This window comes from Paenibacillus sp. FSL P2-0121 (assembly GCF_037975345.1).
In the GTDB taxonomy this organism is placed as follows: Bacteria; Bacillota; Bacilli; order Paenibacillales; family Paenibacillaceae; genus Paenibacillus_AQ; species Paenibacillus_AQ odorifer.
In genome coordinates, this window is sequence record NZ_CP150245.1 from 2934816 (window position 1) to 2957414 (window position 22599).

19 protein-coding genes are annotated in these 22599 nt (G+C 45.4%); 14 read left to right on the top strand and 5 right to left on the bottom strand.

The window, feature by feature from the left end; translation table 11 throughout:
* The 8 genes from fmt (at position 1) to spoVM (ending at position 8553) form a co-directional block, all read left to right on the top strand.
* Complete coding sequence (gene fmt / locus MKY54_RS12880) at positions 1 to 936, top strand: methionyl-tRNA formyltransferase (RefSeq protein ID WP_076308132.1); 936 nt, start codon at positions 1 to 3, stop codon at positions 934 to 936.
* A gap of 137 nt (positions 937 to 1073) precedes the next feature.
* Positions 1074 to 2405, top strand: coding sequence for a 16S rRNA (cytosine(967)-C(5))-methyltransferase RsmB (rsmB, locus tag MKY54_RS12885; RefSeq protein ID WP_339191184.1), 1332 nt, complete (start codon positions 1074 to 1076; stop codon positions 2403 to 2405).
* 151 nt (positions 2406 to 2556) lie between these two features.
* The gene (gene rlmN, locus MKY54_RS12890; protein ID WP_036686196.1) at positions 2557 to 3597 is read left to right on the top strand and encodes a 23S rRNA (adenine(2503)-C(2))-methyltransferase RlmN; all 1041 of its coding nucleotides are present in this window, start codon (positions 2557 to 2559) and stop codon (positions 3595 to 3597) included.
* Positions 3598 to 3603: 6 nt separating this feature from the next.
* A complete protein-coding gene (locus MKY54_RS12895; protein ID WP_076129149.1) occupies positions 3604 to 4377 on the top strand; it encodes a Stp1/IreP family PP2C-type Ser/Thr phosphatase in 774 nt (257 codons plus the stop codon).
* A complete protein-coding gene (pknB, locus tag MKY54_RS12900; protein WP_076179563.1) occupies positions 4377 to 6623 on the top strand; it encodes a Stk1 family PASTA domain-containing Ser/Thr kinase in 2247 nt (748 codons plus the stop codon). The genes MKY54_RS12895 and pknB overlap by 1 nt, the downstream gene beginning before the upstream one ends.
* Positions 6624 to 6719: 96 nt before the next feature.
* Entirely contained in the window at positions 6720 to 7625 is a 906-nt protein-coding gene (gene rsgA / locus MKY54_RS12905) for a ribosome small subunit-dependent GTPase A (protein ID WP_036686201.1), read from the top strand.
* Positions 7626 to 7629: 4 nt separating this feature from the next.
* Positions 7630 to 8295, top strand: a complete 666-nt coding sequence (rpe, locus tag MKY54_RS12910; protein WP_076280357.1) for a ribulose-phosphate 3-epimerase — start codon at positions 7630 to 7632, stop codon at positions 8293 to 8295.
* A gap of 177 nt (positions 8296 to 8472) precedes the next feature.
* Positions 8473 to 8553: a stage V sporulation protein SpoVM gene (gene spoVM / locus MKY54_RS12915; protein WP_020431362.1), complete on the top strand. Its 81-nt coding sequence runs from the start codon at positions 8473 to 8475 to the stop codon at positions 8551 to 8553.
* Between the two features lie 102 nt (positions 8554 to 8655).
* Here spoVM and rpmB read toward each other — a convergent pair whose 3' ends face one another.
* Entirely contained in the window at positions 8656 to 8844 is a 189-nt protein-coding gene (gene rpmB, locus MKY54_RS12920; RefSeq protein WP_036686205.1) for a 50S ribosomal protein L28, read from the bottom strand.
* Between the two features lie 190 nt (positions 8845 to 9034).
* Here rpmB and MKY54_RS12925 point away from each other — a divergent pair, with 190 nt between their 5' ends.
* The 4 genes from MKY54_RS12925 to MKY54_RS12940 all read left to right on the top strand — a co-directional run bounded on the left by MKY54_RS12925 (position 9035) and on the right by MKY54_RS12940 (position 14181).
* Positions 9035 to 10819 carry a DAK2 domain-containing protein gene (locus MKY54_RS12925; RefSeq protein ID WP_076136154.1) on the top strand — a complete coding sequence of 595 codons (1785 nt, stop codon included), beginning with the start codon at positions 9035 to 9037 and terminating at the stop codon, positions 10817 to 10819.
* Between the two features lie 83 nt (positions 10820 to 10902).
* On the top strand, positions 10903 to 11766 hold the full coding sequence (locus tag MKY54_RS12930; protein ID WP_076129154.1) for a DegV family protein: 864 nt from the start codon (positions 10903 to 10905) through the stop codon (positions 11764 to 11766).
* A gap of 9 nt (positions 11767 to 11775) precedes the next feature.
* Positions 11776 to 13827 (top strand): ATP-dependent DNA helicase RecG, encoded by a 2052-nt coding sequence (gene recG / locus MKY54_RS12935; RefSeq protein ID WP_036686210.1) that lies wholly within the window; start codon positions 11776 to 11778, stop codon positions 13825 to 13827.
* Positions 13828 to 13893: 66 nt separating this feature from the next.
* Complete coding sequence (locus MKY54_RS12940) at positions 13894 to 14181, top strand: stage VI sporulation protein F (protein ID WP_036686212.1); 288 nt, start codon at positions 13894 to 13896, stop codon at positions 14179 to 14181.
* Between the two features lie 1635 nt (positions 14182 to 15816).
* Here MKY54_RS12940 and MKY54_RS12945 read toward each other — a convergent pair.
* From MKY54_RS12945 to MKY54_RS12955, 3 genes are all read right to left on the bottom strand, one after another.
* Complete coding sequence (locus MKY54_RS12945; RefSeq protein WP_076125880.1) at positions 15817 to 16677, bottom strand: YitT family protein; 861 nt, start codon at positions 16675 to 16677, stop codon at positions 15817 to 15819.
* Between the two features lie 124 nt (positions 16678 to 16801).
* Entirely contained in the window at positions 16802 to 17074 is a 273-nt protein-coding gene (locus MKY54_RS12950; protein ID WP_339190666.1) for a hypothetical protein, read from the bottom strand.
* Positions 17075 to 17649: 575 nt separating this feature from the next.
* Positions 17650 to 18012 (bottom strand): hypothetical protein, encoded by a 363-nt coding sequence (locus tag MKY54_RS12955; RefSeq protein WP_339190668.1) that lies wholly within the window; start codon positions 18010 to 18012, stop codon positions 17650 to 17652.
* Positions 18013 to 18196: 184 nt separating this feature from the next.
* Here MKY54_RS12955 and MKY54_RS12960 point away from each other — a divergent pair, with 184 nt between their 5' ends.
* Entirely contained in the window at positions 18197 to 18610 is a 414-nt protein-coding gene (locus MKY54_RS12960; protein WP_235219531.1) for a DUF2500 domain-containing protein, read from the top strand.
* Positions 18611 to 18736: 126 nt separating this feature from the next.
* Positions 18737 to 21433 (top strand): calcium-translocating P-type ATPase, SERCA-type, encoded by a 2697-nt coding sequence (locus MKY54_RS12965; RefSeq protein ID WP_339191187.1) that lies wholly within the window; start codon positions 18737 to 18739, stop codon positions 21431 to 21433.
* Between the two features lie 90 nt (positions 21434 to 21523).
* On the opposite strand, the gene MKY54_RS12970 is transcribed toward MKY54_RS12965, so the two are convergent.
* The gene (locus MKY54_RS12970) at positions 21524 to 22459 is read right to left on the bottom strand and encodes an NlpC/P60 family protein (protein WP_339190670.1); all 936 of its coding nucleotides are present in this window, start codon (positions 22457 to 22459) and stop codon (positions 21524 to 21526) included.
* Positions 22460 to 22599: the final 140 nt, after the last annotated feature.

Here is a 22599-nt window from a genome sequence, read left to right on the forward strand (position 1 = left end):
ATGAAGATTGTTTTCATGGGAACTCCAGCCTTTGCGGTGCCAAGCTTGCAAATGCTGGTAGATGAAGGCTATGAAGTTGTAGCTGTCATCACCCAACCGGATCGTCCGCAGGGGAGAAAAAAGATCTTGGCTCCTTCACCAGTTAAGGAAGCCGCATTAGCTCTCGGATTACCTGTGCTTCAGCCTGAACGCATGCGTCGTCCTGAGGCAGTCGCTGAGCTGGCTGCGTATGAGCCGGATTTGATCGTCACGGCTGCTTATGGTCAAATTTTGCCTAAAGCAGTGTTGGACTTACCGCGAAATGGTTGTGTGAATGTACACGGTTCGTTGCTTCCTAAATATCGGGGAGGTGCTCCGATTCAGCGTAGTATCATCAATGGTGAGAAAGTGACCGGCGTTACTTTGATGTATATGGCGGAAGGGCTGGATACCGGTGACATGATCTCTCGTGTCGAAGTGGCTATTGAGGCTGAAGATACCTCAGGAATTCTTTTTGAGAAGCTAAGCCTAGCGGGACGAGATCTGTTAAAGTCTGAAATGCCACGTTTAGTGAGTGGAAAAGTTCAAGCTGTTCAGCAAGAAGATAGTGAAGCAACTTATGCTCCTAACCTTAATCGCGAGGATGAACGTTTGGATTGGAACGCCAGCTCGCGTGATAACTATAATCGAATTCGTGGATTAGTTCCTTTTTCCGGTGCATTTACGCTCTGGAATGGTGAGACCTTTAAAGCTTGGGCTTCTAAACTGCCTGAAGAGCAGAAAGCAAGCGATAGTGCTCCAGGAACGGTGCTTTCTGTAACCGAGCAAGGTGTCGAAGTGAAAACAGGTGACGGAAGTCTGCTGCTGACAACGGTTCAACCTGCTGGCAAAAAAGCAATGAGTGCGGCCGATTTTAGCCGTGGTGCTGTTATGAAGCCAGGGACGGTGTTAGGTTGAGCGGCGGTGGAAAAGGTGTTGGCCGATCAGCAGTAAATCCTAACGCTGGTAAGAGACAGGGGAATAATTCAAAAGCAGTAGGCAAAAACGGCGGAGCTGGCAACAAGGGTAAGGTTACCCCTGCTTCTGCCCGGGAAATCGCGCTTGATATAATGGTTAAGGTTGAACAGCAAGGTGCTTATAGCAATTTGCTGCTCAACAGCAGTCTACAGAAGGCAACGCTTAGCAGAGAAGATGCCGGACTGGTGACAGAACTTGTTTATGGCTCTATTTCGCGGATGAACACCTTGGATTATGTGCTTGAAGGATTTGTTAGTAAAGGGATAGCTAAACTACAGCCATGGGTCCGTAATTTACTGCGGTTAAGTTTATATCAAATTATGTATCTGGATCGTATACCGTCCCATGCAGCTGTTAATGAGGCTGTTAATATAGCGAAGAAAAAAGGCCACCAGGGAATCTCAGGGATGGTTAACGGTGTGCTGCGCAGTGTGTTGCGCGCTGGTGATCTACCGGTTCTGCCTGAGGGGCTGAGTCAAGCGCAGCGGATATCGATATTATACTCACATCCGTTGTGGTTAGTGGAACGTTGGATTACCGAGTACGGTGTCGACACGGCGGAAGCGATTTGTGCATCTAATAATGAGCCGCCTGCGGTCAGTGTACGTGTGAATACAACGATGATCAGTCGTGAAGCTCTGCTGAACCAGATGATTGAACAAGGTCTGCAAGCTTCAGCATCTGAGGTTAGTCCCTATGGTATTGTTGTGAAAAGCGGTGGAAACCTGGCGCTCACCTCCTGGTATCGTGATGGATATCTCTCCGTTCAGGATGAGAGTTCTATGCTAGTAGCTGAAGCGGTAGCTCCGGAGCCTGGTATGAGGGTGCTTGACTGTTGCGCTGCTCCTGGGGGCAAAACAGCACATATGGGCGAGCTCATGAAAGATGAAGGATCAATTTACGCTAATGATCTGCATTTGCATAAAGCGAAATTGATCTCAGATCAAGCAGAACGTTTAGGTCTTGATTGCGTATCTACAGGCAGTGCAGATGCGCTGGAGCTGGAGCACACTTTAGAGTATCAATCCTTTGATAGAATTCTTCTCGACGCACCTTGCTCTGGACTCGGCGTAATTCGCCGTAAGCCAGACCTCAAATGGCGTAAGCAGCCGGAAGATGTGGCTAGCGTAGCGTCATTGCAACGGGAATTGCTGCAGTCGGTCTCTAAACTGTTGAAACCGGGTGGCATTCTGGTATATAGTACCTGTACTACTGAACAAGCGGAAAATAGTGAAGTAGTAGCTGACTTTTTGAAGCAGAATCCTGACTTCACCGCTGTAACTTTTGCCTCCCCATTATGGGACAGGCTGGAGGGTACTGCGCTGGCTGAGGGTGAGGGAATTCAGCTGCTGCCTCATCATTATGGGAGCGACGGGTTCTATATTTCCAAGCTTCAGAGAGTCTTGTAATATAGCAAATTTTCTGACAATTGTAGTATCCTCCGCCCGCCGGGCTACCGTACGGCGGGCGTTTTCTTTTACCGTCTCTGAAATTTGTGTTAAAATAGGAAGAATGAGAAATAATACGCATATCCTTATGAAAGAACAGGTGTAGATAATAATGAAACCTTTAATATATGATTTTTCTTTAGAAGAGTTACAACAGTGGGCGAAAGACAATGGTGAGCCTGCTTTTCGTGGTGGACAAATTTTTGATTGGCTGTATGTAAAACGTGTGAATGACTTCGAAGCAATGAGCAATTTGTCCAAAGGGCTTCGTCAGAAGCTGAATGAACAATTCTCTATTGCTGCACTAACTGAAATTACTAAAATGGAATCTAAAGATGGAACTGTAAAATTCCTGTTTGGATTGCATGACGATCATGCTATCGAAACAGTTATCATGAAACATAATTATGGCAATAGCGTTTGTGTAACAACCCAAGTAGGATGCCGAATCGGCTGTACTTTCTGTGCTTCCACACTCGGTGGATTAAAACGGGATTTGACAGCGGGAGAAATTGTAGCTCAGGTTGTCCGTTCCCAACAAATCCTTGATGCGCGCGGCGAACGTGTCAGCAGCATTGTTATCATGGGTACTGGTGAGCCGTTTGAGAACTATGATGCAACAATGAGATTCTTGCGTCTTATGATTCATGAGAAGGGCCTAAATATCGGACAACGGCATATTACTGTTTCCACCAGCGGTATTGTACCGAGCATTTATAAATTTGCAGAAGAAGATACCCAGATTAATTTGGCGATTTCGATTCATGCACCTAACGACGCCTTGCGTTCAAAGCTAATGCCTGTTAACCGCCGTTTTCCGTTTGATGATGTAATTGAATCATTGCGTTATTATCAAGCTAAGACGGGACGACGTGTCAGCTTTGAATATGCCTTGATCGGCGGGGTAAATGACCAACCGGAGCATGCTGAGGAATTGGCCGGGGTGCTTAAGAGCATGTTGTGCCACGTCAATTTGATTCCGGTAAACCATGTGCCTGAGCGGAAATATGTACGTACTTCACGCAATGATATCTTTGAGTTTCAACGTATTTTGGCTGATAACGGGGTGAATGTTACTATTCGCCGTGAGCAAGGCCATGATATCGCGGCCGCATGCGGACAGCTGCGTGCCAAACATATGGAGTTGGGGTGAGGATATTTGATCAGAACAGTTCATGCCAGCGATATTGGCCGAGTGCGCTCTGTCAATGAGGATTCGGTCTGGATCGGCGCGACGCGCCACGGTTATACACTCGGTATTATTGCCGATGGGATGGGTGGACATCAGGCTGGTGAAACCGCAAGCAGGCTCGCTTTGGAGACAATGAGGAATAACCTGGACGGGTTAGAGCCTGAACTTCAAGACGAAGCTCTGCGTGATGCGTTGTCAGCTGCTATTTTGGAAGCTAACAGCACTGTGTTCAGGGAGGCTTCCGGTGACGATAAGTATCATAATATGGGTACTACTGTCGTTGCTGTTCTTTTGAATGGATCAAACGGATATATTGGCCATATCGGAGACAGCAGAGCCTATTTAATAAAAGACAGTGCGGCAGTTCAACTAACCGAGGATCATACGCTAGTCAATGAGCTGTTCAAGAACGGTCAGATCAGTGTGGAGGAATTGGATAATCATCCGCGTCGTAATGTGCTGACGAGGGCACTTGGAACAGACGCTGAGGTTGAGGTTGATATGGCGCCTATAGCTCTGCTACCAGGGGAAATTTTGCTTCTATGCAGCGATGGTTTAAGCAACTTTGTCACAAATGAGCATTTAGGCAAAGTAGCAGGTATACATGAGATATCGTTAGAGGAAAGAGCGGACCGTTTACTTCAGCTGGCACTGCTCGCCGGCGGTGGCGATAATATTAGCGTCGCTTTGTTAGAACATCATGGAGAGGCCGCTGTGCCCGAAACAAAGGAGTGGGATTGATGATCGGTCACGAATTGGGCGGCCGTTACCAAGTCATCGAACGGATCGGCGGAGGTGGAATGGCGCTCGTCTATAGAGCACATGACATTCTTTTAAACCGAAATGTCGCCATCAAAGTATTGCGCAATCAGTTTGTGCATGACGAGGAATTTATTCGCCGTTTTAGGCGTGAGGCGCAGTCTGCCGCATCTTTGTCTCATCCGAATGTCGTCAGCATATACGATGTAGGACAAGAAGACGAAATTCATTACATTGTCATGGAGTATATTGAGGGTCAGAATCTTAATGAAATTATAAAAGAACGAGCGCCATTGCAGGTTGATGAATCCGTACGGATCGCTTCACAAATCTGTGATGCCCTAGATCATGCGCATCAGAATCAAATTATTCATCGTGATATAAAACCACATAATATCCTGATCGGACGCAATGGACGGGTGAAAGTAACCGACTTTGGGATTGCCCGAGCAGTTACGTCAACAACCATAACACAGACCGGTTCTGTGGTTGGTTCAGTACATTATTTCTCGCCAGAGCATGCCAAAGGTGTCTCTACAGGAGAAAAGTCTGACTTGTATTCATTAGGTATTGTACTTTATCAAATGCTTACTGGAAGCCTGCCCTTCTTGGGAGAGAGTCCGATTAGTGTAGCTTTAAAACATCTGCAAGAAGAGTTTGAAGAGCCAAAACTTCTGAATCCACTCATTCCGCAAAGCGTTGAGAATGTAATTCTGAGATCAATGCGTAAAAACCCGGAGGAGCGGTACGACTCTGCCAAAGAAATGTTACAGGATTTGGAAACATGCTTATTGCCGGAGCGCCGCAGTGAGGCGAAGATTCTGTTCAACGATGAAGAAGATGAGGATCGTACGCGGGTTATCCCGGCGATAAAACCGATTCAAAGAAGCAATGGTAATCGTAATCATCGTGAGGAACGGATGGTTCGTGATGAAGATGATGAACCGGTGCCTTCAAGCAAAGGTAAAAAACAATGGGCAAAACCCACATTATGGATTGGGCTTACCTTACTGTTGCTGTTGGCTATGGCCAGTCTCGTATGGTACGTTAAATCACAGCTAGTTGTTCCTGAGGTTTCCGTTCCTTATGTAGTAGGTAAACAGATAGAACAAGCACAAACTGAGCTTGAGGATTTGGGGCTTGAGGTTGCTGATCCTATTCTGTATGACTACAGTCCGAATTTTGAAGAGAATGTGGTCATTAAGCAGAGTAGGGAAAAGGATGCCAAAGTGAAAAAAGGAGCGTCCCTTATACTCACTGTGAATACGGCTAAGCCATTACCCAAGATGCCAGATGTAGTTAACAAGAGCTTTGATGATGCGGTTAAGGCATTGATGGCGCTGGGTGTAGCCCAAGACAGGATTGATAATAAACCTCTCTATGACGAAAATACAGATGAAGGTCTCATTGTAAAATCTGACCCTGCATTAAATACTGAATTCGATCCTGAGACGGTTCAAATCACCCTTTACGTTAGTAAAGGAGAAGAAAGTGTACTGTTGCCAGATCTCATCGGTAAGACGGAGAGTGAGGCAAAGGCGCTGCTTGAAGGTGCCAAGCTTGTTCTTGGAGAAGTGAAGAAAGAATCCAGCTTCAGCATTGAAGAAGGTAAAGTAACAAAGACTTGGGCATTTGATAAAGGGACAGGTACTTCTGTTCCACCTGGAACAGCGATTACGATTTACTTAAGTACAGGTTATCCACCTGAAGCCCTGAATTATACCTTTAATGTGCCAGTCGCTCCTGCTCAGGATGGGAAAAAGAGCAAGATTCGTATCGAATTCGTGGATGCACGCAATAATGGAGAGAAACAGGATTGGGGAACACGTACCATTGGAAAGAGCCAAGTGTTATCCGTTAATCTAGTATTGGCTCCTAATAAAGATGGTTCGGTTATTGTTACCCGTGACGGTGTGCTTTTGGACACTTATGTCATTCCTTATATCGATGCGAAGAACGGAACCGTTCAGGAGCCTGAACCACCAGTTATAGCAACACCACAGCCAACTCCAACACCTTCTGCTGAACCTACGCCTACAATTGAACCTACGATTGAACCGGAGATCTTGCCGGGTTCAGGTTCAGAGAATGACGGAGGGAATAACGGGGCGGTGAATCAGACAGGGTTCGTAAACAATAGTTCTATAAATAGTGAATCGACTAATAATGGCAATAATAAGCACAACAATAAAGGCAAGGATAAATCTAAAGATAAAAACAACAACTAAACAGGGTTTAACCTGAACGGTTGGCGTAGCGAAATGACCCGGGGATATCAGACTTGGGTCATTTTCGTAAAATCAGGAGAGGAAGGCTCACTATGTATGCCTGAAGGAATAATTGTTAAGGCGTTAAGCGGTTATTATTATGTGAAACCGCTCCGCGAAGGATTAATTGCGACTGAAGAGCATTCTGTTCAATGCAGAGGCCGAGGAATTCTCAAGAAAAAAGGGATCGCTCCGCTAGTTGGAGATCGGGTTATTTATATCCTTACTGAGCATGGAGAAGGAATGGTGGATGAACTTCTACCTAGAGAATCTGAACTGATTCGTCCACCTGTAGCGAATGTTAAGCTCGCAGTGCTTTTATTCTCCGTTCGGGAGCCCGATATGAACCTGAATCTGTTGGACAAGTTTCTAGTTCATATTGAGCATTCGGGTCTGGAACCCCTAATTGTTCTGACTAAACAGGATTTGGCGGATGATGATGGTGAAGCTACCCGTTATGTTAAAGAACTTTATGAGGATATCGGATATGAAGTGATGGTCACAAGTTCACTTACTGGTGCCGGAAGCGATGAGCTAAGACAAAGGCTTACTGGAGGCATCAGCGTATTTGCGGGTCAATCCGGGGTTGGTAAGTCCACCTTATTGAATCGTATTGTTCCAGGGCTTAAACTGGAGACTGGAGAGATCAGTTTACGATTGGGACGTGGTCGTCATACGACCCGTCATGTGGAGCTGATGGATATTGGTGGTGGAGGTTTTGTTGCAGATACCCCAGGTTTTAGTCAGCTTGATTTCTTGGAGCTTGGTGTAGAAGAGCTGTCCACTTGTTTTCGTGAATTTGCTCAATACGCATCCGATTGTAAGTTCCGGGGCTGCAGTCATCAGCATGAACCAGGCTGCCGTGTAATAGAGGCTTGGAAAGCAGGGAAAATTGCGGATAGTCGCTATGATCATTACAAACTGTTTTTTAATGAAATGAAAGATAAAAAGCGGAGGTACTAACATCATGATACGAATAGCACCATCTTTATTGTCGGCGGATTTCGCGCGTTTAGGTCCAGAAGTTGCAGAGGCGGAAGCCAGTGGTGGAGATTGGATACATGTGGATGTAATGGACGGTCATTTTGTGCCGAATATCACGTTGGGTCCACCTATTGTAAAAGCTGTATCGTTACATACCAAGCTGCCTCTTGATGTTCACTTGATGATTGAGTCACCAGAACGTTATATCCCTGATTTTGCTGCAGCAGGTGCAAGTGTGATCACCGTTCACGCTGAGGCATGCGTTCATTTGCATCGTGTGGTTCATCAGATCAAGGAACTGGGGCTGAAGGCAAGTGTAGCAATTAATCCGGGTACTCCGGCTTCAGCGGTGCGTGAGGTGCTAGAGGATGTGGATATGATTCTGGTGATGACCGTTAATCCAGGCTTTGGTGGTCAAGCATTCATTCCTAACACTTTGCGCAAAATCACTCAAATTCGAGAATGGGCGAATGAAGTGAATCCAGATTTATTGATCGAAGTAGATGGTGGAGTATCGGAAGATACAGCACCATTGGTTGTGGCAGCTGGAGCCGATGTTTTGGTAGCGGGGAATGCAGTTTTTGGCCGGAGTGATCGTGCTGCGGCGATCCGAGGAATTCGAGAAGCAGCCGAATCAGCACTGCGTTAAAAAATAGGCGATTGAGACTAGAGGTATAGGCCAAGTCCTCGGTGCATAAATATGGTTACATGAGCAGAAATCTCATGTAGCCTTTTTTTGTTTTGGCAGGGAGGACTGCAGTTCGTTTCCGTTATTGACAAGAGGAAAGTCTCCTGCGTACGGCATGAATTGATGGGAGGGTAAATCATGAAATTTTACACGTTTAAGCTGCCAAGGTTTTTGGGAGGTTTTGTTAAAGCAATATTGAACACATTTCAGAAGAGTTAAGCCTCTAACAGAAAAGAAAACATGAAAAAAAGCACCTTACAAATGTAAAGGGTGCTTTTTGCTTCATATAAGTTATCGTTCGGTCTTAAAAATTGCTAAAGACTAAACGCGTTCAACTTTACCGGCTTTCAAAGCACGGGTGCTGACGTACACGCGTTTTGGTTTACCGTTCACGAGGATACGGACCTTCTGAACGTTAACTCCCCAAGAACGACGGTTGCGGTTATTAGCGTGAGACACGTGGTTGCCGCTGCTCGGTTTCTTGCCTGTTACTGCACATTTGCGGGACATAGATTACACCTCCTTATTCCTAACACCTGCATAAACAATACTTATCTATAATATCACAGCAAATTTTGCTACGTCAACCGATTCAAAAACATTTATTTCTTTTAATACTTATAGTACAATGTAAATTAGTGCATTATGTCCTGTTAATCATAGAATGATTAGGCATGAAGTTAGGAAGGGGAATTCTCAATTGAGTAAGCGTTCTATAAACGGAACAGATTTTACCGCTATGGTATTGGCTGGAGCGGATAAGCTGCAACAGCATGCAGAACACGTCAATTCCCTAAATGTTTTTCCGGTCCCAGACGGAGATACCGGTACAAACATGAATTTGACGATGACCGCAGGTGCGAATGAATTAAAGAAAAATAACACCACTTCTGTGGGCCAATGTGCAGGTGTACTCTCCAAGGGCTTATTAATGGGAGCTCGCGGGAATTCCGGCGTTATTTTGTCCCAGTTATTCAGAGGGTTTAGCAGGTATGCGGCTCAACATGATGAGCTTAACACACAGCAGTTCGCTGCTGCGCTGCAAACCGGAGTGGACGCTGCGTATAAAGCAGTTGTAAAGCCTGTAGAGGGAACTATTCTTACTGTAGCTAAAGAGGCTGCAAGACATGCTGTTTATTATGCCCGCCGTACTACTGACGTTGTGGAGCTGATGACAGAGGTATTAGCCAAAGCAAAAGAAGCCTTAGCTTATACGCCTGAGCAATTACCTGTATTGAAGCAAGTCGGTGTTGTAGATTCTGGCGGTCAAGGTTTGGTCTACATTTATGAAGGGTTTCACCAGCATCTGACGAACGGAAGTACCGGTCTGTCTGAATCTGTGCAAGGACAAACCCACACACCAGTTGCACCAGCGCCTAAACCCGTGTTAACGAAACCTGAAAATGAACTGTTTTCTGTACAGTCTTCTGCACAGTCACAGCTATCTACTGAAGATATAGAATTTCTATATGATATGGAGTTTTTCATTAATCGCCAGTTAGGCGTTAACGTGAGAACTAATTTTGATGAGGAAGCTTTTAGGAAAGCGTTGTCAGTTAATGGCGATTCCATTATTGTAATTTCGGATGATGAGACGATTAAAGTGCATGTGCACTCTAAGGCTCCGGGTGAAGTGATGAACTTGGCTCTTCTTTATGGGGAGATCACGCAGATTCATATTCTTAATATGCGAGAGCAGCATCGTGACCTGTTGACTGCGGGCATGGATATTGCACCAATGCCTGATGTGTTCGCTGATATGCCGAATGAGAAGAGTGCAGTGCAAATGTCTCCTGCTGAGCCACCAGCTGATGATTTGGCACCTTACGGCTTCATTGCGGTATCTTCTGGCGCAGGTATTGCTGATATTTTCAAAAGCCTTGGAGTGGACGTAGTCCTTGCTGGTGGTCAAACAATGAATCCTAGCACGGAGGATTTCGTGAACGCGATTTCTTCTATATCTGCGAAGCATGTTTATATTTTGCCGAATAACTCGAACATTGTTCTTGCCGCTCAACAAGCTAAAGATCTTCTAGAAGGCGAACGTGAGATTACGGTGATTCCAAGTAAAAGTATTCCACAGGGAATAGCAGCAGCTTTTGCGTTCCAAGAGGAAGATGCTGTGGAGACTAATTCTGAGAATATGCTGGAAGCAATCTCTCATGTGAAATCCGGACAAGTAACGAACGCTGTGCGTGATACAAGCTTTGATGAGCTGGAGATTAAGTCGGGCCAATTTATTGGGATTTCTAATTCCAAAATTGTTGCTGCGGCAGATGATCTTTTAGCTGCAAGTCAGGCGCTGTTATCCAACATGCTGGAGAATGGCGACGAAATCGTCACGATCCTTATTGGTGCAGAAACAGAATCCGAGGCTACTGATTCTTTGAGTGAGTGGCTGGAAGAGACTTATCCGAATGTGGAAGTTGAGATTCATGAGGGTGGCCAACCCCTGTATTATTATCTGTTCTCTGTAGAGCCATAGATAGGAACTAATGGTTCTTTAACAATGGAGTAGAAATTTGCTATTGCGTAGTTGGCAAAATTATAGCTTGGGGGAGAAAATCCATGAATCGTACCATTATCGTCACCGACAGCACTTCAGATATCCCGCCAGCAATGGCGGAAACGTACGGAATTGAGGTAGTACCGTTGACCTTAATGTTCGGCGAAGAGGCTTTTAGGGACAATCTGGATATGACTCCGGAGCAGTTCTATGAGCGTCTTCCCCGTACCTCACAGCTGCCGACTACTTCTCAACCCTCACCGGTTGAATATATGAATGTGTACCGCAGTATTCTGGAGCGTAACCCGGGCTGTTCTATCCTTTCCTTTCATATTTCTTCTGGACTGAGCGGGACTTATCAATCTGCATTGCTGGCTAAATCGATGCTGGAGGAAGAGGGAGAAGGAATCACTGTTGTGGATTCTCTCTCCGCTTCTTATGGTTTTGGATTTATGGTAGTGGAAGCTGCCAGAATGTCTGCTGAGGGCAAAGGACCTGAAGAGATACTTGAGGCTGTAGAAAGCCTACGTCAATCGCGTAAGCTTTACTTCTTAGTAGATACACTTGAATATTTACAAAAAGGCGGGAGAATTGGGAAAGCCTCCGCTATTCTGGGGACACTTCTGAATATTAAGCCGATCCTGTCCATTGATGCAGATGGAATTATTTATGCGGTGGAGAAAGTTAGAGGCCGTAAGAAGGCTGTCGCCCGTATGATTGAACTGTTCAAGCGGGATCTGCAGGGTGTAAACAAAATCAATGTGGCCGTGGGTCATACGGCTGAACCGGCTTCCGGCGAGGAGTTCCTGAATGAGCTTGCAGGACACTTCACCTTGGAAGAAAAAGTGCTGACGAACGTCGGCCCTGTCGTGGGCAGCCATGTCGGTAACGGTACATTAGCTGTGTTCATTTGGCCTGCAAAATGAGGGATAAATATGACACTGGCATTAAATCAAATTGAAGTAAAAAACATAACTGGCGTGAGTGCTCAAAAGCAAAGCGAGCTTCACGCCTTTGGCGTCTTTACAGTAAAGGATTTATTAGAGTATTATCCGTTCCGCTACGAGGATTATCGGCCCCGCTCGCTTAGCGAGACTAAACACGGGGATAAAGTGACCGTTGAGGCAAAAGTGATCGGTATCCCTGTGCTGCAGCGCTTTGGCGGCAAGTCTCGTCTTAGCTGTAAGATGGTTGCAGAGCCCTGGATGTTCACAGCAACCTGGTTTAACCGCCATTACGTAAGAGAGCAACTCACTGTGGGACGGGAAATTGTGCTGACCGGCAAATGGGATCAGAAGCGCAATCAGATTACAGTGACTGATTATGAATTTCCGGATCGTGGTGAAGGGAAGACGGGAACACTGCAGCCGGTCTATTCAGTAGGTGGCAAGATCACGCAGTCGTGGATCAGGAAGGTTATTAATCAGGGACTTCAGCAGTATGGGGATCTGATTCCAGAAATTTTACCGCATTCTATTATGAGGGAATATGACTTCATGCCGCGTAAACGGGCCATTGCCACTATTCATAGGCCTGAGGACACTCGTGAAGGGCAGCAGGGGCGCCGTAGGATGGTGTATGAGGAACTATTCCTGTTCCAGTTGAAGATGCAAGCGTTCAGGGTTCTGAACCGCGGGCGGATGGATGGGGTAGTCCACACAGTGGATAACGCGACGGTACGCCAGTTCGTTCGCAGTCTGCCCTTTGAGCTTACAGATGCACAGAAACGTGTAGAGCTGGAGATTTTACATGATCTGCGTTCACCATATTGCATGAATCGTCTGCTGCAAGGAGATGTTGGCTCGGGTAAAACAGTGCTTGCGGCAGTGGCGCTTTTTGCTACGGTAAGATCTGGTTTTCAGGGCGCACTTATGGTGCCTACAGAGATTTTAGCAGAGCAGCATATGCGTTCACTTACCAGAATGTTTGAGCCGTTTGGGATTACTGTAGGACTCCTGACGGGCAGTGTGACTGGCCGAAAACGTAAAGAATTATTGGCCTCGTTGCAAATGGGGATGCTTGATATCGTGGTAGGAACACATGCTTTGATTCAGGAGGATGTATTTTTCCGTGATCTGGGACTTGTAGTAACTGACGAGCAGCATCGTTTTGGTGTGAATCAGCGTGGTGTATTGCGGCGTAAAGGATATAATCCGGATGTACTGACGATGACGGCGACGCCTATTCCTCGTACGCTAGCCATCTCTGTTTTTGGCGATATGGATGTATCCACTTTATCTGAGAGGCCGAAAGGCCGGGTGCCAATAACTAGCTACTGGGTAAAGCATGATCTCATGGATCGTGTGCTGAATCTGATTAAGCGTGAAATTGATCTCGGTCGTCAAGCTTATCTGATCTGTCCGCTTATTGAAGAGTCCGAGAAGCTGGATGTGCAGAATGCTATTGATTTGCATATTCAGATGAGCCAAGCTTTCCCTAGCTATAAAGTTGGGCTTTTACATGGTAAAATGACTCCCGCTGAAAAAGATGAAGTGATGCGGGCGTTTTATAACAATGAGCTACAGCTGCTTGTGTCCACTACGGTGGTGGAGGTGGGTGTAGACGTTCCTAATGCTACATTGATGATCATTATGGATGCGGATCGTTTTGGCCTGTCACAGCTGCACCAGCTGCGTGGACGGGTAGGAAGAGGGCAGCATGCCTCTTTTTGTGTGTTGGTAGCTGATCCAAAATCTGAAATCGGACGTGAGCGAATGACTGCCATGACCGATACGGATGACGGATTTGAGATTTCCCGAAGGGATTTGGAGCTGCGTGGTCCGGGGGACTTTTTTGGGACAAAGCAGAGTGGATTACCGGAGTTTCGGCTGGCAGATATGACGGCTGACTTTGAAATTCTCGAGCAGGCGCGGGATGATGTTGCTGAGCTGCTTAAGGATGAAGCCTTTTGGACATCACCTGAATATGCATCTCTTCGGCATTATTTACAGAGTGAACAGATCTTCCAAGGAGAATTAATTGACTAACTAGGCACATGTAGCACCGAAGGCTCATATACTGTGAAAGATTGGATATGACGGGAGGTGCTACACTTGGGTTATCAACAATTCGGAATTAGCCCTCAGTTGGTGGATCGCATCAAGCTGAAGATGAAAAACTCGACTGTGAAGGATCGTATCAAAAGTATGATTGAGGGCATCTCGAAACAGGAGCTGCAGGATCCTGCGGTTGTTCGCAGATTGGTACGAAAAGCGTCAGGTGTATTGAACGAGAAATTGACCTCGACACAGGAAGAACAAATTGTAAAGTTTATCATCGCGCAGAAAATCGATCCGAACAACACCTTTCATTTAATCCGCTTGTGGGGAATGTTCCGTTAAGTAGCGGATTAAATGAAAAGTAGGGGTTGTCCATAGATGGTTTTTTCATCGTATGTGACAGTCTGCAAGCAGCGATCCTCCTATTACTGGAGGATCGCTGCTTTGCGTTTTTGGTCGCAGTTACGGCAAGCTGCAATACGTTTCTATTCTGGACAACCGATGCCACCGAATCGTGGTCATTCGTCGTCCGGTACCGCTGAATGATGTTCATCCATCGTTTGATGCCACCGAATCATGGTCAACCTTCGTCAGATGCCACTGAATCATAGTCAACCGTTGTCCAATACCGTAGAAATATGATCATTCGCTATCCGATACCGCCGAATTATATCCATCCTACGTCTAATACCACCGAATCATAGTCATCCGCCGTCCGATGTCGCCGAATCATGTTCATCCACTGTCCGATCCCGCCGAATCAAGTTCATCCACCGTCCGCTGACCCCGAATCATGTTCATCCGCAAGTCGATCCCGCCAAATTATGTTCATCCGCTGAGGTATTCGGACTCCAATGACGTTATTTACAAATATATCGCTTTTGGAGCAAGGTTTCGGACTCCAGTGCAGTTATTCATAAGAAATAGACTCGTAGTTGGTGTTTTTGTGCCAATAGGGGCTATGGGGTCCGATAGCATCTGAAATTCAGGATAATTCCGCGCATAAGGCCCGCTGTGTCCGATGCCACCGAATTCCATTCATCTGCCGTGGGGTACCGCTGAATTATGTTTATCCATCGTCTGATGCTACCGAATCAAGTTCATCTGCTGTCGGGTACCACCGAATCTTGTTCATCCGCAAGTCGATCCCGCCGAATCATGATCATCCGCTGTGGCATTCGGACTCCAATGACGTTATTTACAAATATATCGCCTTTGGAGCAAGGTTTCGGACTCCAGTGCAGTTATTCATAAGAAATAGGCTCATAGTTGGCGTTTTTTGTGCCAATAGGGGCTATGGGGTCCGATAGCATCTGAAATTCAGGGTAATTTCGCGTATAAGGTCCGCTGTGTCCGATGCCACCGAATCACATTCATCTTCCGTCGGTTCCCACCGAATCTTGTTCATCCACTGTCCGATGCTACCGAATCACATTCATCTTCCGTCGGTTCCCACCGAATCTTGTTCATCCACTATCCGATCCCGCCGAATCACATTCACCCATCGTCCGTTGCCCCCGAATCATGTTCATCTATCGTCCGTTTCCGCCGAATCATGATCATCCGCTGTGGCATTCGGACTCCAATGACGTTATTCGCAAATATATCGCCTTTGGAGCAAGGTTTCGGACCCCAGTGCAGTTATTCATAAGAAATAGACTCGTAGTTGGCGTTTTTTGTGCCAATAGGAGCTATGGGGTCCGATAGCATCCAAAATTCAGGATTATTTCGCGTATAAGGTCTCCTGTGTCCGATAGCTGCCTCAATCGCGCAAACATGTTAGATTAAGCGAAGTTTGTGGCCTCACACAAGGAGTTTGAGGCTTCGATCAAGAAGTTTTGGGTCTCAAACAAAAAAAAGGAGTCTTCGCTCAAGAAATTAGGTCTCGCGCAGAAAAATTGGTTGCGATCAAAGGCTAAATTCAAAAAGAAGGGAGCGTTCCAGCCATATTCATGGCTTAAGGGCGCTCCCTTCTTTTTATTCGTGTAAGCGTGTTTGTCTATGATCTTTAGTGGCTGATCTAAACACAATTTGGCTCTCTGAATCACACTGTAGAACGAGTGCCCGAAGATGCTCTTCTTCCATTCTGTTCGTCAGACAAAACAACGTGCTAACCTCTCCATCTTGCCCTGAACCTTCAGCAATCGCAGCTTCTCGGTTTAGGGAGCTTGCGATTGCTTGTTGAATGTCCAAACATCGGCTGCTGGTAATCCAAGCAGTGCGGGAGTGGGATAATCCCCGTAGTGAGATACGAACACCTTCGAAAGCCAGCAGGTAGGCAATAATAGAATACATTGCTTGCTCCCAACCGAACAATGTACCTGCAAAAAGCAGAATTGCACAGTTCAGGATCATAATAACGACTTCCGTTGACTTTGGAGGTCCGCCGCTCAGCAGAGAATACCCCTGGTCACTGGCTTGTTTATTTACACCGCCGAATCTCACAGATATTCCAATACCTACTCCAAGACAGATGCCTCCTGCCATTGCGGCAGGTAAAGGATCGCTAATCACAGCAGGAAAACGATGCAGCGCAAGAGACGCGATGGTTAGGCAGGTTAATCCCAAAACAGTGTAAAGAGCAAAGCGGAGATTTACTTGCTTTCGCGACATAAATATAAAGGGCAGATTGAATAGAAATAGAAACAATCCAAGCTGCATTTCAGTAGTATGAGCGAATAATGCGGATAAACCTGTAATCCCGCCGACAACAAGGCCATGTGGCATTAAAAATAATTCCAATCCTACAGCAGCAAGCAATGCGCCGGCAATGACTGTGAGAACTCGGAAGGTAGAGCTTCTTTGTAGCTGTTGACGTTGATTTATTTTGTTCTGCATAGTTTTTCCTCCTTCAACAGGGGAAACGACCTTACTCATTTTCAGTGGCTATGGCAGATTTTTTGGATATTCGTGCATCATGTCGTTTCTCAAAGTTGAATACTTTATCCATTATTTTATAAATCTATTTAGATTCCTTCGTCAGACAATGTCCAAGGACAACATGGATCAGCACGTAAATGTCTGCGAATGTCTGCAAATGTCTGCAAATGGCTGCGAAAGGCTGTAAATGGCTGCGAATGTCTGCAAATGGCTGCAAATGGCTGCGAAAGGCTGTAAATGTCTGCGAATGTCTGCGAATGTCTGCGAATGTCTGCGAAAGGTTGAAAATGCCGCAAATGGCTGCAAATGGCTGCAAATAGTGAAGACTAGCCAGCACTCCGCTTTCTTTACCCAAATTGGCTAAAACAATTTAAAGTTTATCCCGTGAGACTATAGGCATCCCATGATAGATGAAGCATGAAGGCTGTGACCAACGCTACGTCCGGCCAGCAAGCCTGCAACGAAGTTGCCAATCAGCATAACGATAACTGCTGCAAGGGAGTACCAGAGCGCCTCACCGCCTAAGGTAGGCGGATGTACCTCAGTCTCAAGCTGAAGAAGAAGATGGCACCTAAGAAATAACGAAATAGGATCACGAGCTTTTCAATTCGTCTCACATGTTCGGTTTCAGCGAGGAAAAGTCCACTAGTAGTGCGCCAATAACTTCTGTCTGCTAGACGAGTGCTCTCGGAGAATCCGGCAATCAAGAATAGTGCTGCGAATATTACTAATGTAAAAGCGCTCCGGAACGGATATCCAGAACATGGTTCAGCCAAGATACTTGCTTTCTTCCAGTGGATGATGAGCAATGCGAGCATGTATACCCACCGGGAAATCCGCATCTCTATAATTCATGAACCTAAGATTTTTATCAATTGAAGTTCTAAATTCCCTTCAGCCGACATTCATTTAGGGCAGAGGTGAACTTCGTTAGTGGAGTGAAATTAGAAAATGAGACGTGAATTTTAACAGGTACAGCCGCAGTCGAAGCAGGAATTTATAAATCACTGGACGGAACAGTAAAGAAAGTACAGGGAGTATTGCAATTACCGCAAGTGACTTCGCTCCCCACTGTTCAGTTATTTTGATGGCTCCTACCTGAGGGGTTATTTGAGGTGCAATCCTTACGGGAGGTGTAAACTTTCGCTCGTAGCGTTCAATTTCGGATGTCGTTGATTCTTGCTCCGTAGTGAATAATCCTCCAGACCAGGCAGGTGGAAAAGAGAACATCATTCCCAGAATTAGGACTATACGAAGAAACCAATGTAGTGATAAATGCGCTATATATTGCACCGAAATAACACCTCCCAACTGTATGTAGTATAAAAAGCATACCATACCTTTTCCTTTGAATCCAAATTGTTTTGTGAAAAAAATTCATATATAGATGATGAAAACATGAAACCGAACGGGAAAAATGACGTATTTCGCAGCATAGATAACTTTTATTATCTTGTTTCAGTCAGGAGGGATAAATTTGAGCGAATGGCAGGATTTTAACGGTTTTGATGAGCGCAGCTTTTTCGGAAGTTTCATTCATGAGATGCCACTGTTTTTTAAATTATTTGCTTTGCTTTTTCTTGGCTTTTTCGTTTTTATAATTGTTAAATCAGTGAGAATCTGGATGTCCAATAACGCAAGTCCCTTGATAAAAGCAAACTGCACAGCGGTCACCAAACGAACCGAGGTATGGGGTGGATCCGGTGAATCGAGAGCAAATACTAGTTATTATGTTACCTTTGAGTTTGCCGATGGCTCTCGTTTAGAGTTGCAGGTAAGAGATCAGGATTTTGGCCTGATTGTAGAAGGTGACCGAGGTGAACTCCTGTATCAAGGGACTAGGTTTAAAAGCTTCAATCGCGATTTGAAGAAAGAACATCTAAATTTCTAAAAAAGTACATACCATTCAAGAATCACCATGCCTGTTTTGGGTAAAACTCATATGAGAGGTTTTACCAGATCTCAATTCTGGAAGGAGGCTATGGTCTTGAATTCAAATAATTCACAATCGCAAGGGCTGGTACCCTTCCATACACTGAGCGAGGAAGAAGTGCTGAATAGGCTGGAAACTCGGAAAGAGGGTTTATCTTCCGATGAAGCAGCTAAACTTCTGGAGCGATATGGGAAGAATGTACTGCAAGAAGCGAAGACTAAATCGCTATTAGAAAAGTTTATCGAACAATTTAAAAATGTAATGATCTTTATTTTGCTAGTAGCAGCTGTATTGTCAGGAGTTTTGGGGGAATGGACGGATACGATTATTATTTTGCTTGTAGTCATTCTGAACGCGGTGCTTGGAGTTATTCAGGAAAATAAGGCGGAGCAGGCACTCGATGCGCTTAAAAGCATGTCCTCTCCGCATGCCAGAGTAAGACGTTCCGGTCAGGTTACTGAGATAAAAAGTGAAGACCTCGTTCCCGGGGATATCGTATTACTGGAAGCCGGAAATGTAGTTCCGGCGGATATAAGACTTTTGGAAGCCGCATCGTTAAAGACGGAGGAAGCCGCGCTTACAGGAGAATCATTGCCATCAGAAAAGCGGGCCGGTGTGCTTGAAGGCAGCGACATTGTAATCGGAGACCGCACCAATATGGCTTACATGAGCAGCAGTGTTACTTATGGCCGGGCGGTTGGTGTCGTTACAACAACAGGAATGCAGACGGAGGTCGGTAGAATTGCCGGTTTTATCTCGGAGGAAGATAATGATGTAACACCGCTGCAAAAAAAGCTGGATGAACTAGGGAAATATTTCACCTTTATTATTCTTGGCGTTTGCGTGATTATCTTTGCCGTTGGGATCTTCGAGGGAAGAGAGCTAATGGATATGCTACTAACCTCGATCTCACTTGCGGTAGCGGCTATCCCGGAAGGGCTGCCAGCAATTGTTACGATCATTCTCGCGCTTGGTGTGCAGCGAATGGCGGGACGAAAAGCGATCATTCGCAAGCTTCCTGCGGTGGAGACACTCGGAAGTACAGAGATTATATGCTCCGATAAGACAGGTACTTTAACATTAAATAAAATGACTGTCGAAAAAGTACATGTCAACGGAAAGACCATTGATTCCAGTGCAGGACTTGAAGGGATTCCTGGTGGTGAGTTATTGTTTCAAGCTATGACGCTTTGTAATGACTCCAGCATTGACGAAGGAAAGACTCCTAGTGAAACTGAAGCAAAAGCTGGAACCAAGGATCCCCAAACCAAGAGCGGAAAAGCAATCATCGGCGATCCGACGGAGACCGCGTTAGTCGATTATGCGCTTAGTATAGGTACTGACAAAAGGGAGCTTGAAAAGAAATATCCACGTAAAAATGAGCTGCCTTTTGACTCTGATCGCAAGCTGATGACAACGATTCATGAGGTAGAAGATGGTCGATATCGTGTGCTGACAAAGGGTGCACCAGATGTACTTTTGTCTAAATGCAGCCATATTTATGTGGATGGAGAAATTGTACCTCTACAAGACGAACATAAGCGGAATATCATGGAGAGTAATAAAATGCTCGCAAATGACGCACTTCGAGTGTTGGCGTTTGCTTTCCGAGATGAGGAGCAGCTGCCGACCGATCTTTCACCAGATACCACGGAGATAGAGTTAGTATTTATTGGTTTGGTTGGTATGATAGACCCTCCGCGTGAGGAAGTACGGGATGCGGTAGCCATCTGCCGTAAAGCGGGAATAAGACCTGTAATGATTACAGGGGATCATCGTGATACAGCAGCGGCTATTGCCAAAAGATTAGGGATTATTGAAGATGAATCAGGTGTATTAACGGGCAGTGAGCTGGATAAATTCAGCGAAGAGGAATTTGCGGAGAAGGTTACCGGTTATTCGGTTTATGCACGCGTCTCTCCTGAACACAAGGTGCGTATCGTTAAGGCTTGGCGGCAAAAAGGAAAAATTGTGGCGATGACCGGAGATGGTGTAAATGATGCTCCTGCACTTAAATCATCCGACATCGGTGTGGGCATGGGGATAACCGGAACGGATGTTGCCAAGGGTGTATCAGATATGGTGCTTGCCGACGATAACTTTACGACTATAGTTGTTGCCGTTGAAGAAGGACGGAAAGTTTACAGCAATATCCGCAAAGCAATCCAGTTCCTTCTCTCCGCTAACCTTGGGGAAGTGCTGACATTATTTATTGCCACTATGATTGGTTGGCGTATTCTAGAGCCGATCCATATCCTGTGGATTAATCTCGTTACGGATACTTTACCTGCACTTGCCCTAGGGCTTGAGAAAGCCGGTGAGGATGTAATGACGAAGAAGCCGCGTAAAGCAAGCAGTAGCATTTTTGCTGGCGGCGTTGGGATCGGGATAATATATCAAGGGATTATAGAAGCGGCACTTACGTTATTTGTGTACCAATGGGCGCATACGCATTACAATGAAGGCATTGCGGTTACAATGGCCTTTGCCACATTAGGATTACTGCAAATTGCCCATGCTTTTAACGTCAGATCCAATAAAAAATCGCTATTCCAGATCGGTTGGTTCAGCAATCGGTATATGTTATGGGCGTCGCTGATCTCTATACTAATGCTTGTGCTTGTGATCATCATCCCGGGCTTAAACGACTGGTTTGGTGTCTCACATTTAAGTGGAATACAGTGGGGAATAGTATGTGCAGCAGCTGTAGCGATTATTGTCATAGTAGAACTTGTAAAGCTGTTTGTCCGGATAAGCGGAAGGGGCAAGAGCTGGGATTAAGAATTTGGTTAAGAGTTGTAGTCAAAAAGCCTGAATCCCTTCAATAGGGATTCAGGCTTTTTGAATGATTTCTTTTAAAGTATGGGAAGCTTATAAAACACGTTGCATGTGGAGGATTACATTACTCCAATAACCCGAGTCGAGGTCACTGATCTGAACTCCGGGTTCACCCCAAGTGTGGATAAACTTTCCGTCTCCAATGTAAATACCGACATGACCAGGTATAGCATCACTTTCAAATCGGCCGGGAACGGTAAAAAAGATAAGATCCCCTACATCCAGTTCGCTTCGACTTACACGAGTACCTAAATTATCTTGATCTTTAGCTAAACGAGGTAAGCTGACACCGAATTTTTTGAAAACATGCCTTGTAAAAGAAGAGCAATCAAATTTTTTGGTTTCTTCATAAGATCCAGCGCCAAAGTCGTAGGGTACACCTAAGAAATTTTTGGCAAAAGCGACTAACTCCTTTTTATCCGCTTCAGAAATACTTTGAATGCGTAAAGATCTAGATTCACTCGTGGATTCGACCGTCGATAATTTTTCGATAGTCTTACGTTCGGACGGTGTAGCAATGTTTATCTCACCCGACTGGGGATTCCAGCCTACTTCTGTTTGCAGAAATTTGGACAAGGCTAAAGGGGTGATATAGATTTGCCCTTCTTGCCGTCTAGGGGCTTGTGGCAGTGTGATTTTTTCCCCAAGTGAGAATACCTGTGGTGAGCCAGGGCGCAGCATATACATAACATCGCTATAACCGATTTTAGTGTATCCATCACTAGAACCATCATCTTTCATCCGATATCCGAGCGAAGTAACCGCAGGCTTAAGTGGAATCCAATACTTTCCCTGAGCGTCGGTAATTGCAGATTGTTCATAATAACTGGAGGCATTTGTTCCATCAGGAGTTAGCGCGTTAACCTTAGGTTTTTGCGATTGAGATGAATAACCGCAGGATGAACTCGTTAAAGCGACAGCAAGCAATACAGTAGCGGTGGTTAGTAGTCTTTTGTGATTATTAGCCATTTAACACGCTCCATCTTCAAACTGTAAATTCAGTTTGTGCAGGGCGATTTTTTTTATGTAAAAGAAACGAAGGCAATCGCTGTAAGAGACAACCAAGCATTACCTGTTTTGATGTCATATATTCTTCAGAATTTGAAATC

Excerpts from the sequence above, each read along its gene's own strand:
- fmt (WP_076308132.1), top strand. The coding sequence starts at position 1 with ATGAAGATTGTTTTCATGGGAACTCCAGCCTTTGCGGTGCCAAGCTTG.
- rlmN (WP_036686196.1), top strand. The coding sequence starts at position 2,557 with ATGAAACCTTTAATATATGATTTTTCTTTAGAAGAGTTACAACAGTGG.
- pknB (WP_076179563.1), top strand. The coding sequence starts at position 4,377 with ATGATCGGTCACGAATTGGGCGGCCGTTACCAAGTCATCGAACGGATC.
- rsgA (WP_036686201.1), top strand. The coding sequence starts at position 6,720 with ATGCCTGAAGGAATAATTGTTAAGGCGTTAAGCGGTTATTATTATGTG.
- rpe (WP_076280357.1), top strand. The coding sequence starts at position 7,630 with ATGATACGAATAGCACCATCTTTATTGTCGGCGGATTTCGCGCGTTTA.
- spoVM (WP_020431362.1), top strand. The coding sequence starts at position 8,473 with ATGAAATTTTACACGTTTAAGCTGCCAAGGTTTTTGGGAGGTTTTGTT.
- rpmB (WP_036686205.1), bottom strand. The coding sequence starts at position 8,844 with ATGTCCCGCAAATGTGCAGTAACAGGCAAGAAACCGAGCAGCGGCAAC.
- MKY54_RS12930 (WP_076129154.1), top strand. The coding sequence starts at position 10,903 with ATGAATCGTACCATTATCGTCACCGACAGCACTTCAGATATCCCGCCA.
- recG (WP_036686210.1), top strand. The coding sequence starts at position 11,776 with ATGACACTGGCATTAAATCAAATTGAAGTAAAAAACATAACTGGCGTG.
- MKY54_RS12945 (WP_076125880.1), bottom strand. The coding sequence starts at position 16,677 with ATGCAGAACAAAATAAATCAACGTCAACAGCTACAAAGAAGCTCTACC.
- MKY54_RS12970 (WP_339190670.1), bottom strand. The coding sequence starts at position 22,459 with ATGGCTAATAATCACAAAAGACTACTAACCACCGCTACTGTATTGCTT.